Genomic DNA, 12,115 nt, shown 5'->3' on the forward strand with positions numbered 1-12,115 from the left:
TGATCTCGTTCGCAGCCGTCACTTCTTTTCGTTGAAATGCGATTGCGCAACGGCCAGGTGTTTCAGGCACGACCATCGTTACGCTGTCCCGTCGATCTGCCTGGCTGCAATCAGCTCACTCTGTCGACTGCAATGATGAAGGTTAAAAAAAACCGCTGCCGGGCTTTCTCCGGCAGCGGCTCAAGTCTCGGGAGAAAGCAGACGAGCCGGTCTGCCAGCGGACCCAAGAGATCAGAACGGAATTCCGGCCGCCGGTCGCAATTATTCAGATGATGGATTGGTCACGGCGTACGAGTTCAGCATCTGGGTAGCATTGGGTAAACCGACCGCATCAGGCGCAACAGTCTTCCAAGTCTGACGCGACAGTTACCTACCTACGGCTCTAGAAACCCGATGTTTGCGGAATGTCGCGGGCACGGTTCACTTAACAGATACTCGCCGGCACTATCGGCGCGCGCGGCTGTCAGACCGACCGACACTCGTCATCACTTTGCGCAACCGCATAGCTCGCTTCCGAAGCCAGGCCCGGACCCGCCTCGCGGCAGTGCACGTGTACGCGGGCTGCCTCTCACCGACCGGACTTTTCTGATGACGGGCCAGTAACAAGTTGGATTGGCATATCGACTGATACATCCAGAAACGGAGCTCTCGCGTCGCCATTTGCTTCTAACGGCATCAGCAGCCTGACTGCCGATGTCGACCGACCGCACCATTCCGTCAAGCGCTCGAGTGATCCGGCCGCCGATCCTTTTTTCGGCATAATGTCCGTTTCGATGGCGCGAGCCAGACGGAGGCAATTGCCGGTCCGTATCGCGACTACAACGCGCCGCTACTTAATGGAGGCTAGCCTGGATCGATCGAGAGTTATTGTAACGGATAGAACTACGATGAGCCCCGTCACCATGATTTGCAGGTATGTATGCACGCCTGCGATATTGAGGCCATTTTGCAGGACGGCGATCACCAGAACACCGGTCAGCGTTCGATGCACTCCCCCCGAGCCTCCAGATAGCGCAGTACCGCCCATCACGACCGCGGCGATCGCCTGGAGGAGCAGATCGTCTCCCATGCGCGACGTTCCCGTTGATGTCCGCGCAACAAGGAGCAGACCCGCAACTCCGCAAAGCGTTCCGCAGACAACAAAAGCGACGGCTTTGGTGCGAAGGACGTCGATCCCCGAAAGTCGAGCAGTTAGGCCACCACCGCCGATCGCAAAAAGGGCTCTTCCGAAGTGGCTTCTCGAACCGACAACGGACGCGACCACAAAAATGAGAAGTGCTAAAACTCCAGAATTCGGAATACGGCCGATCATAGAACCGGAAGCAATCCACGTCAGGTTGGGGCTTTGAAAGAACACATTGCCACCACCGCTGATCCACGTGGACACGCCGCCAAGAACCGTCATCGTGCCTAGTGTGGCAACGAAAGAGGGCAGCCGTAGTCGAAGGACGAGCGCAGCATTGACGAGGCCGCACAGAGCTCCAATGCATGCGGCAGCGACGGCTATTCCAGCTGCACCTATATTAAAGTCACGGATCAGAACCGCAGACGAAATTGCCACAAGCGTCACGATGGCTCCAACCGAAAGGTCGAGCGCTCCCATGAGAATTACAAATGTGATGCCCGTCGAGACGATCAGCAGGATCGAGGATTGCCGCATGAGATTGAAAAGATTTATCCAACTCAGAAAGCGCGGATTGATCAAAGCGAACACCGCGACCATCGCCATCAGCAGCAACAATGGCCCTACCGCATTTATGATGGGACGGTGACGGTTGTAAAACTGGGCAATCTGCACCTTTGCTTCTACACCTGATCTCGATCTCGATCCAGTCGTCTGCGGCTCATACCATGTGTTGGACAAGTTCCTGCTCCGTTGGCTTGTTATCGGCAGGCGCATTGCACAAGAACTGAACTTCTCCCTCTCGCATCACGAGGATGCGGTTTGACATTCCAATAAGCTCAGGCAAATCGTCTGTGACGAGAAGAATAGCTACACCCTCCTGAGCCAAGTCCCTCAGGACGCCGTAGATCTCTTGTTTAGCGCCGACATCGACGCCGCGCGTGGGATTGTCGAGGACCAGCACCTGAACCTTTCGAGCCAGCCATTTAGCTATCACCACCTTCTGCTGATTCCCCCCGGAAAGGAACTGGCAAAGCTGTGCCGGCCCTTTGCATCTAACGCGCAAGCGATTGATGTACTTTTCAGCGAGAAGCCGTTCTCGGGAGCGAGAAATGAAACCAGATAGGCGTGAGACGAGCGGAAGCGAGGCCAAAGACATATTTGCTTGAACCGACATGTAAGGCACGATGCCTTCGGTCTTGCGTTCTTTGGGGACAAAACCCATGCCGCGCGCCATCGCCGCTTTTCCACGTCCGCGAAGCGGCAACGCTTCGCCGCCCACCTCGATGGTGCCGTTTGGGGGAAAGGGTTCAAATCCGACGACGGCTTTGGCTACAGCCTCCTTGCCGCATCCGACAAGGCCACCAATTCCAAGGATCTCACCTTTGCGAACCTCAAAGCTGACATTCTGGACGTTGTGGCCGCTTAGACCTTTGACTGAGACCGCGATGGGTGCCCCCTCGAGTTTCAGCTGGCGCTTCTCCATGAAGTATTCGTCGTCTCGCGTTCGGCCCACCATTGCTCGATGAAGGCTTTGTTCGGAGATCTGTTCTCCTGCGAACTCGCCAACGTTCCGCCCGTCCTTGAACACGTAGATGCGGTCGCAAAGCTCTACGTATTCCGCGAGACGGTGAGTAATAAGTACAAATGAAGCGCGACGACGGTACCGTCGAATCGACTCAAAGAGAATTTTGATCTGTCGCTCGCCGATTGCCGCTGTCGGTTCGTCGAGTAGGATGATTGGATGATCAATATGGAAATGTTCGGCCAAAACGAACGCCTTGGCAATCTCGATCATCTGCCGATCGTGAAACGCGTAGTCGCCTGTGCGACGGCGCGGATCGATGTAGTCAAGACCGAGGTCTTTGAGATGTCTTTCGCTTACGGCGATCATCACTCGTCTGTCGACGATCCCTATCCGATTGACAAAGTTGGCTTCTAAAGAGAGAAATATATTCTCGTAGACAGCCAGGCTTGGAATAAGGGCCTGCTCCTGAAAGACCATCGAAATACCGGCCTCGACGGCCTCAGTATAGCTTGTCGGCTTGAAGCTCTTGCCGAAACGTCTCATACTTCCCGCGTTCGGTGTATGGATGCCGGCAATCATTTTGAGGGTCGTTGATTTGCCCGCTCCGTTTTCACCGGCAATTCCAACTATTTCGTTCGAAAACACATCGAGATCGATCCCTTCAACGACGCAAATGCCATTGAAGCGCTTCGACCCGTTGCGCATCGTGTAGATGGGCGTCGGCACGCCGCTCATTTCACATCCTCCGCGCTCGCACGATTGGTGTTCAGGAGAACAGCGAACAGAATGACGGTCCCTTGAATGATTGTTTGTAGATAGGGAGGCACGGCAAGAATGTTCATGCCGTCTGAAAGGATCGTTATGAAAAGAACCCCGATTATCGTCAGGCGCACGTTGCCAAACCCGCCCGTTATCGCTGTTCCGCCAACGACCACTGCGGTGATCGTGTCGAGAGTCATATAACTGCCCATTGTGACTGTTGCGGACCCCAGACGAGCGGCCAGCAAGACACCGGCAACTCCTGCAAGAAGGCCGGACAATGCAAACGCCTGGATTTTGATCGTATTGACCTTAACTCCGATGAGCGCGGCTACCTGCTCGTCGCTTCCGATTGCGAGCGTCATCCGTCCGAAACGCGTGCGATCAACTACGAGAATGGCAACACCGTAGATCACCGCCGAAACCAGTACCGCATTGGGGACCAGATTGGCCAGTGCGCCCTGGGCCATATCGATTACGGCCGCGTGCGATACCGATAAGGACCGGCCATCTGAGATGAAAAGCACCGCTCCTGAAATCGTTGTTGCTGTTCCAAGCGTCACCAGAATCGAGGGAATTCTGAGATAGACGTAAACCAGCCCATTGATCGCGCCAAACACCAAGCCGACCAAACACGCGATGGGAACCGACCATAAACCCAGGTCTGGTGCGAGCCGAGCGACCAGCATGCCGCAAAAGCTGGCAACCGCTCCGATCGATAGGTCGATAGAGCCCATCAGGATCACGAAGGTCGCCCCGATGGATGCGATCAAGAGGACGGAACTCGATAGTTCGATTGCCCTGATATTTGCGACGGTGAAGAACGATGGAGCCGCGAAACCAAAAGATATAATCGCGATTGTAACGACGACGACTGTTATGGCGCGCCGCCATAGCTCGCTATCTCTACGCCCAACCAGCGACGCTTCTAGCATTTTTGCGATCCGTCAACGTGAGGTAAATGCGATGCCCCTCTTCGAGAGAGAGGGGCATCCGGAGCGATCACTCGGGAATTCGCTGGTTATAGTGGCCGTCATACTCGGCCTTGAGCTGATCCACGCAACCGGAATCAACGGCGTCTTGATAAGCCTTCGGAAATTTGTATCCGGCCGGCGTGCGCGCTCCCCAGTACGTCTTCACGTCGATCGGCCACACATAGTTTTGAGCATCCCAGTCGCTGGGATGAAGAACCCGCGACATTTTCTTCCAATCAAACGGAAGCTTCTCGCCGGCAAGAAACGCTTGATACTTGTCCACATTCTGAGCGGTGATCAGCGTGGCTCCCGTGTACATCATGCGTTCACACGGGCTGGGCTTAAATCCCTTTGCGACATCGTATGCCCGCACGAGGGCAAAACCGGCTTGCCACTGTGGCGTAAAGCCCATTGTCGCAAGAATGCGGCCTTCCTTCACTAGCTTGAGGGTTTCTCGATTGCCATCGAGGCCGACGATCGGAATGCGCATACCAGCATCTTCGACGGCTTGCATCGCGCCCAGTGCAATCGAGTCATTTTGCCCGAAGACAGCATCAATCTTGGAGTGAGCCACCAAGAGGTCTTCCATGACCTTGCGAGAGTCAACCTGATTCCATTTTCCTGGTTGGCGCGCGACGAGCTTGATGTTGGGATATTCGGCCAGCGCTTTATCGAAACCCGCGGTTCTGGAAATATCTGCATCTACCCCGGGAAAACCGGTAATGTGCGCGACGTTGCCTTTTCCGCCGATCTTGTCAAAAAGCAGTTTGGCAATTCTATAGCTATTTTCGACATCATCCGGCGAGAAGAAGGTTGCAAAAGCATAGTTGTCGGCCCCCGCATCCAAAGGATGGAAGCCGGGCAACGACTCCCAAACAGCAACATGCACCGCACCGACCTTCTTCGCCATCTCAACGATGGGCTTTATGTTCGCCGCAACGAGGTTTTCGCCGAACGTGATCCTGACACCCGCACCGAACTGGGCCTCATAGATTTCGATCTGCTTTGCGGCATCGCCTTTGCCCGAAAGGATGCGATAATTTAGACCTAGGGATTTTGCGGCTTGTTCGGCACCTTGCGACCAGTTGTTGAAATATTCGTTTTCTAATGTGGAAACTTCAGACAGGACATCCTCAGCGCTCGCACCACCCGCAATGCCCAGGAATGCGGCGGTAGCAAAAAGGTAAGTCGACAGTCTTCGCATTGATTGACCCTCCTCGCACTTGTTTGTTGTAGATGATTTGTCTTTCGTTCACGTTGGTCGGCAGGCGCGCACGTCTTCACAATGGAATAATTCGGAACAAACGACGTGTTTGCCTGTGTGTCAGAACAGTCATCCCGGCTTGCGAAGAGTTTCATAACCCAACGCGGACGCCGCGGTGGTCCGTTGCTGCGGGCATCATGCTCTAGTCACATCTTCTTCCAGTCTCCGATCCGCTCGAACGCATGCGCCACCCTATAGATGGTTGCTTCCTCGAAGTGGCGACCGACGAGCATCAGGCCCACCGGCAGGCCATCCACGATTCCGCATGGCAGCGACATAGCCGGATGGTGCGTGATGTTGAACGGAGCCGTGTTGGTGAACATCTCGGTCGCACGAGTGATATAATCCTCTCGGCTGACGTCATGTGGAGGGAGTTGCGTCGCCTTCATCGGCGTCGTCGGTAGAAGAAGCAGATCGTAGTCCTTAAGGGCCCTGTCGTAAGCTGCACTTAAGCGGCGAGACACGTTGACGGCCTTGCCGTAGAATCGCGGCCCATACGTGTTGTTTACGTAGGTGCCGAGCAACAAGAACAACTTGGCCTGCTCGGACAGGGAGTTCGCCTTCTGGCGCCACCCTCGATGGAAGTCCATGAGCGACAGTGAAAAGAGGTCGGATCGGCTGGTACCAAAGCCGTCACCGAACATCATGGTCTGTGTGGCGCCCTCGGTACCGATCGGCGTCCAGATTGCGGCTCCTTGGAAGTGCATCGGTACAGAGACCGTTTCAACGGAGGCCCCAAGATCCTTGAACCGTTTGGCCGCTTCACGAACCGCGCCATTGACGGCAGCTTCCGCCCCGGGCTGTTCGAAGCCCTCCTTCAGAACGCCGATCTTCAATCCGCTGACGCTTTGACCAAGCGCTTTCGTGTACTCTTCGACTTTCGGTGCTTTGATGCGCGGATCGTAACCATCGTCTCCGGCGATTACCTCCAAGAGCAACGCATTGTCGGCCACCGTTGCGGTCATCGGGCCCGTGTGGTCGAGCGTCAACTCGTTAGGCATGATGCCGGTATATGGGACAAGACCCCAAGTAGGCTTCATCCCGTAGATACCGCAAAACGAGGACGGCATGCGTATCGAGCCGCCCTGGTCGCCGCCGATCGCCATATCGACTTCGCCAAGCGCCACAACAACAGCCGAGCCCGAAGACGAGCCGCCCGCAGAGTAGCCCATTCTATGAGGATTGTGCACCGGTCCGAGCGCACCGGTATGGCTACCACCGGATGTGCAAAAGCATTCGCAATGCACTTTACCTGCAATTTCGGCACCCGCATCAAGCATGCGGGTGACAATGGTTGCGTCGATATCTGGTACGAACCCTTCGAGCGTCGCCGAACCGTTCATCATTGGGACCCCGGCCAACATGACGTTATCTTTTAGAGCGACGGTCTTGCCCTTGAGTTTTCCGCTCGGCGCTCCTTCGATCCTCGCCTTGCGGTACCACGCGTTGTGCAGATTTTCTTCGGCCTGGGGTTGATAGCCCGGGGTGCGTGCATATTTCACCGGAGGCAACTCGTCCGGAACGGCTTCGATGTATCTGTAAGCTTCGAGGGATTGGTTGATCAGGCCGCGGAAGGAGACGATGTCCTGGTCGGTAAGTGAAAGGCCGCATTGTGAGGCGACATCACGCAACTGGGCGGGTGTGGGCGGGACAACTGACACTGGGCGCTCCTGTACTTTCCGACGGCAGACCCACTCTGCGATGGGTTCAATTCGGCAAGGCTACTCGACTGCACGATCGCCGAACCTGAAGTGGATCGTTCACAGTGGGTAAATTTGGGTAATTCCGCCAAGAAAGAGGCCGCCAAGAGCAGATATTTTCGCAACCACGCCATCTGCAGCGCTTCTTTTCGCGCACGCCGCATGCTGAAAACTAATAATTGCATGTGGCGACCGCTCGGCGGAAGCAGCTAGTGCCCCCTTGCCGGCGTGCACGCACCAAGCAAAAAGAAGAGCCATAGCGGCAAGTAGCCCGCTGTCGGTCCGCATAGACGGGATGAAGAGCTGACGAGCTTGCTTATCCGCGCGTATTAGCTTGGTTCAGCCTTCAGTCTGGAGTAGCGGATGAGTGGTGATGAACGATTTTCCACTCGCCGTCCTGGCGGCGTAGTACGAAAGTGAATCGAGCCGGCGTGGTTACCTGGTGACCTTTCCACAGCTGTGAAAAGACATAACTTCCCACCACCAAGGAAACGTTGTGCGCCAACACCACCGAATGCCATACGTCCATTTTCACGGTAGCGCTGCCGTGAAAGTAAGTGCCTATCTTCTTGGCGCCGATATAGAGCTTAGCGCTCGATGTACCGTGAAGCGTCGCGTCATCTGTGTATAGCGCAACCAGACGATCCGGTGCGTGCGTGTTGAAAGTTCGTTCCCAGAGCCCTAGGAACTCACGGATGTCCGGCAACAAGGCTTCGTTGTTCACTACAAATCTCGAGTCTGGCTGATAAGTTGATGGAGCTGGGAATGCACCTTCCGCTACGCCGCTATTATCGGCAAGACCGGCTGCTTGCGATAAAGCGGCTAAGTCTCACTAAGGAGCCGGTTTGGCGGGAGTAAGTAAAGGCTGACGGTATCGCGTACGTTGTCCACCAACAGTGGATCGGCAGCTTGAATACGCGACTGCAGCCAAACAGCTGGTTTATTCTGGGTGCGATTGTCTCGGCCGAAACTATCGAAATGCCGAAGGGCATTACATCCCTCGGGCGCTTTGTGGGCTCCAGGCGCAGAAAGGCCCACTTCGTCTAACTCGACTGGAGTGTCGAAGCAGGGTCGTCAGCGCAACGACGGGGCCCAATCGCAAGGTATTCGCGCCCGTTGAACCTACGCGCCGCGCTGCCCGCAACACCTCAATGCATCCCCGAGCGGCCGTGGTTTCTTACGGTAATTGCCTGCCCTCCAGCGTCTGTCAACCAATCCACGCAAAAGCTGGTGCCCTGAATGTCAGCGCCCCGTCGAAGAAGTGCGGATGGCCGCAGAGGCAGCCAAACAGCCGACGTCTAGTCCGCGCGTCTCCACCGCTGGCGCAATGATCTAATGCAGATGGCGCAGAGAGATCGCGCAGCCATCTCATTCTGCCGGAGAGCGGCTTTGGCGTTGCGCAAGCCTCATCGAAAGCATTCGAGAGGGAGCATCTGCAACGCACTGTCGGGATCAGGTCATTCCGTTCTGTTCGCGACACCCGCCCGATGAGAATAGGCGCAGAAAAGCAGCACTGGTGATTGGCACGCTCTTTGAAATTGAGAAGTATCGTCACGTCCTGTGACGAGCCATGCGAGAACAGACAATGTTGCAAAGACGCAACCGACCTGGCGAAGCAAGTCAAATTGGAGCTGACAAGAAGAATGAAGTGGGCCGCGCTCCTGCTACAGCTTGCACTCTCCTCTGCAAGACTCCCTCCTTCACGACGGTCGAGATTGGATTGAAGCATTGAGCTTCTTTCTCGATCCCGATGCACTGCTCGGTCGTGAATGCGAGGCTCGGCCCGGAAACCGCGACGGCTTTCCTTCGCATTGGCGCAAATCATGCACCGCGCTACGCGGGGCATCTAATGATCGGATCTCCTGTTGGAGCACGCCGCCGATACCGACACCGTCACGTGCTGGATGACATGCTGATCGAGATCGAGCGTGAGCGGCGTGTGAATGATTCGATCCGCGGCGACTGCTTACCCGCATGCCCTCGCGGTCCGAGTTGATCTTCGAATAATCGAATTGCCCGCATTAAACACGGAGGCATTATGCGCATCTGCGGTATCAAGCTGACGCATGACGGAGCGATAGCCCTTATCGAGGACGGCCGTCTTATCTTTTGTATCGAGCAGGAGAAGCAGAGCAACAATCCGCGGTATCAAACGATCGAAAATCTCGATGCAATCGTGCGGGCTTTGGCGGAACACGGTCTCGACCCGCGGGAGGTTGATCAGTTCGTTATCGACGGCTGGGTTGGGACGGTGGCCTCCGAGTTCCGGATCCTCAGCGGTAGCGCTCCTATTACTCTCAAAGGGGCATCGTATATTGAACGCCATGCAGAGAGCCTTCTGACCTCGCAGGACGGTTTTGGCCTCAGGCTCGACGGCAGGGATTTCCCTTATAGAAGCTATCCGCACGTCACGAGCCACCTCGCCGCCGCGTACTGCACCAGCCCCTTTGCCAAAGCTGGACAGGGAGCTTTCTGCCTCTTGTGGGATGGCGGCACCTTTCCACGTCTCTATCATGTAGGACGACAGGGGGCACGGTTCATCGAGTGCCTGTTCCCAGTGATTGGGCACGTCTATGCCGCCGCGGGCCTTCACTTTGGGCCGTATAAGCAGGCGAACCGCGCCAACTGGGACCTAGGCGACCCCGGCAAGATGGACCCTGGCGGTGCCGGCAAGCTCAACTTGGGTCTTGCAGGCAAGCTGATGGCTTACATCGCCCTCGGGTCTGTTGAAGAAGCCATCGTCGCGGTCTTTCAGGAGCTCTATCAACAGCGCTTTGCGGCTGACATGAAGCTTGCCACTTATCGTACCGACATCAAGAGTATGGAATCTAAGCTTGCGGCTGTGCATGGTTTCTTCGATGCTAGCGAGCGCCGGTTGGAGGCCAAGGCACCCGAAGATGTGCTCGCATCGTTTCATTGCTTCCTCGAGCGTCTGCTTGTGCGCGAAATGGCAATTGCTTTGCAGCGGCACTCGTGTTTTGCGACACGCAATTTGTGCATAGCCGGCGGCTGCGGGCTCAATATCAAGTGGAACAGTGCGCTACGTGCGGCAGGCCTGTTCGACGCTGTCTGGGTGCCCCCCTTTCCAAACGACAGTGGCTCCGCAATCGGAACCGCTTGCTCTGCAATGGCGGACAAAGGATTCGGGCCGCTGGAGTGGTCGGTCTACAGTGGTCCGGCACTGCATGGTAGCGATGTGCCGCGCGAATGGGACGCCGTGCCCTGTGGCATGCATGAACTCGCAACTATCCTCGCCAGCAACAAGCCCGTTGTTTTTCTTACCGGCCGCGCCGAACTTGGACCTCGGGCATTGGGTAGCAGAAGTATTCTGGCAGCCGCCACATCGCCGCGAATGAAGGATTATCTCAACGACATCAAACATCGAGAACACTTCCGGCCAGTGGCGCCGATATGCCTGGAAGATCGTGCGCCGGAGATTTTCGCTCCCGGGACGCCGGACCCTTACATGCTTTTCGATCACCAGACGCGGGCAGAGTGGCGGGACAGAATTCCCGCGGTTATACATCTCGACGGATCTGCGAGATTGCAGACGATTAGCAGGACCTCTCAGCACAAAATTGCCGAGCTTCTCGTCGAATACGAATCGCTCACGGGCATTCCGCTGCTTTGCAATACGAGCGCCAACCAACACGGACGTGGGTTCTTCCCGCATGTCGCAGCGGCCTGTGAATGGGGACGCGTGGAACACGTGTGGTGCGATGGCATGCTGTGGACGAAAGCTCCGTAGCGAGCAATTGGCGACCGATGGCGCGCTTCACGCCAAATTCACTGAGCAAATGGAGCTGGTAAGCCGTGGCCAGCACGGATCGTCAAACCAATGTTGACGCTTTTGGATGCGGCCGCTTCGAGCGGCTCGCTTGAGCAACGTGAACACTGGGATTGCTACTCTAAGATCCGCAGCTTTTTGATTTTGTTGTATAGAGTTTTTCTTGAAAGCCCTAGAGAACTAGCTGTTTTTCCGCGATGAAGTCTGTTTCGTTTCAAGCCTTCTATGATCCATTCCCGCTCGGAGAATGCATTTTTCGGCTTAGCTGGTGCCGACGCGTTCAACAGCGGCCTGAGGACGCCCGCGCTGATATGCGCATCTGGGAGCGTCACGAGTTGGTTCACGATCTGACGCAATTCCCTTAAATTGCCGGGCCAATTATGGCCAGCGAGCGCCAAAAATGCAGAATTTTCGATTGCCAGCGTTTGGGCATTCGAATCGCCCTTCGCCTCGACTGTGAAATGCTGAACCAGCTGAGGGAGGTCCTCCAGTCGGTCTGGCAAGGCAGGTAGCTTGATGTCTAGCCCTGAAAACAACCCGAGCAGCCGGGGACATAGCACCGTTTGAAGGCCCGCCCCGCGGGCGACCGTCGCAGTCGCGATAATTCGAGCACTGGAGCGCACAATCGATGCGCCGTTCAAGGGCGAGAAACTACCAGTCTCGAGGTAATCGGCAAGCCGTTCTTTCAATTACCCATAATTGTTGCCTCGATTGCGGCTCCAAGTTCGATGTCGGTCAGCCGCGATAGTCCGCGCCAGATCACGGTATTTCCTGGAGGCGGATCGTTGGCTCGGGCTAAATATCCTCCGAGCCGCGCGATCTTGACGACATAGTGCGAGAGCGTGCTTCGTCGAGAGCAATCACCACCCCTGTCTTTCACCAAATGATCAAGAAGCCTGATTTCGGGATCCGTCAGCGCCGTTTGCGGTACGGCATTCGGCGAGGAGCGATTGAGCATCGTCATCCAGAAGACGCGCCAA

8 protein-coding genes and 1 pseudogene are annotated in these 12,115 nt (G+C 56.0%); 1 reads left to right on the forward strand and 8 read right to left on the reverse strand.

Annotation, left to right across the window (positions count from 1 at the left end):
• Window positions 1-829 precede the first annotated feature (829 nt).
• The 6 genes from J6525_RS40425 to J6525_RS40450 all read right to left on the reverse strand — a co-directional run bounded on the left by J6525_RS40425 (window position 830) and on the right by J6525_RS40450 (window position 8,072).
• The gene (locus J6525_RS40425) at window positions 830-1,864 is read right to left on the reverse strand and encodes an ABC transporter permease (RefSeq protein ID WP_225648824.1); all 1,035 of its coding nucleotides are present in this window, start codon (window positions 1,862-1,864) and stop codon (window positions 830-832) included.
• On the reverse strand, window positions 1,845-3,386 hold the full coding sequence (locus tag J6525_RS40430) for a sugar ABC transporter ATP-binding protein (protein ID WP_225648826.1): 1,542 nt from the start codon (window positions 3,384-3,386) through the stop codon (window positions 1,845-1,847). The genes J6525_RS40425 and J6525_RS40430 overlap by 20 nt, the downstream gene beginning before the upstream one ends.
• Window positions 3,383-4,345 carry an ABC transporter permease gene (locus J6525_RS40435; RefSeq protein WP_225648829.1) on the reverse strand — a complete coding sequence of 321 codons (963 nt, stop codon included), beginning with the start codon at window positions 4,343-4,345 and terminating at the stop codon, window positions 3,383-3,385. The genes J6525_RS40430 and J6525_RS40435 overlap by 4 nt, the downstream gene beginning before the upstream one ends.
• A 67-nt stretch (window positions 4,346-4,412) precedes the next feature.
• The gene (locus J6525_RS40440) at window positions 4,413-5,588 is read right to left on the reverse strand and encodes a sugar ABC transporter substrate-binding protein (protein ID WP_225648833.1); all 1,176 of its coding nucleotides are present in this window, start codon (window positions 5,586-5,588) and stop codon (window positions 4,413-4,415) included.
• Window positions 5,589-5,794: 206 nt separating this feature from the next.
• The gene (locus J6525_RS40445) at window positions 5,795-7,309 is read right to left on the reverse strand and encodes an amidase (RefSeq protein ID WP_225648834.1); all 1,515 of its coding nucleotides are present in this window, start codon (window positions 7,307-7,309) and stop codon (window positions 5,795-5,797) included.
• A 385-nt stretch (window positions 7,310-7,694) separates the two neighbouring features.
• A complete protein-coding gene (locus J6525_RS40450; RefSeq protein ID WP_225648836.1) occupies window positions 7,695-8,072 on the reverse strand; it encodes a nuclear transport factor 2 family protein in 378 nt (125 codons plus the stop codon).
• A 1,314-nt stretch (window positions 8,073-9,386) separates the two neighbouring features.
• Here J6525_RS40450 and nodU point away from each other — a divergent pair.
• Window positions 9,387-11,096, forward strand: a complete 1,710-nt coding sequence (gene nodU / locus J6525_RS40455) for a nodulation protein NodU (RefSeq protein ID WP_225648837.1) — start codon at window positions 9,387-9,389, stop codon at window positions 11,094-11,096.
• Between the two features lie 155 nt (window positions 11,097-11,251).
• Here nodU and J6525_RS40460 read toward each other — a convergent pair whose 3' ends face one another.
• Complete coding sequence (locus J6525_RS40460; RefSeq protein WP_225648839.1) at window positions 11,252-11,824, reverse strand: AAA-type ATPase lid domain-containing protein; 573 nt, start codon at window positions 11,822-11,824, stop codon at window positions 11,252-11,254.
• Window positions 11,821-12,115: pseudogene (locus J6525_RS40465) on the reverse strand (IS4 family transposase); the annotation flags it as partial. The gene J6525_RS40460 and the pseudogene J6525_RS40465, both read right to left, overlap by 4 nt.

Source organism: Bradyrhizobium australafricanum (assembly GCF_020329495.1).
GTDB lineage: Bacteria > Pseudomonadota > Alphaproteobacteria > Rhizobiales > Xanthobacteraceae > Bradyrhizobium > Bradyrhizobium australafricanum.

Bases quoted from the DNA above. Each gene is read 5' to 3' on its own strand.
- J6525_RS40440 (WP_225648833.1), bottom strand. From the start codon at position 5,588: ATGCGAAGACTGTCGACTTACCTTTTTGCTACCGCCGCATTCCTGGGC.
- nodU (WP_225648837.1), top strand. From the start codon at position 9,387: ATGCGCATCTGCGGTATCAAGCTGACGCATGACGGAGCGATAGCCCTT.
- J6525_RS40435 (WP_225648829.1), bottom strand. From the start codon at position 4,345: ATGCTAGAAGCGTCGCTGGTTGGGCGTAGAGATAGCGAGCTATGGCGG.
- J6525_RS40430 (WP_225648826.1), bottom strand. From the start codon at position 3,386: ATGAGCGGCGTGCCGACGCCCATCTACACGATGCGCAACGGGTCGAAG.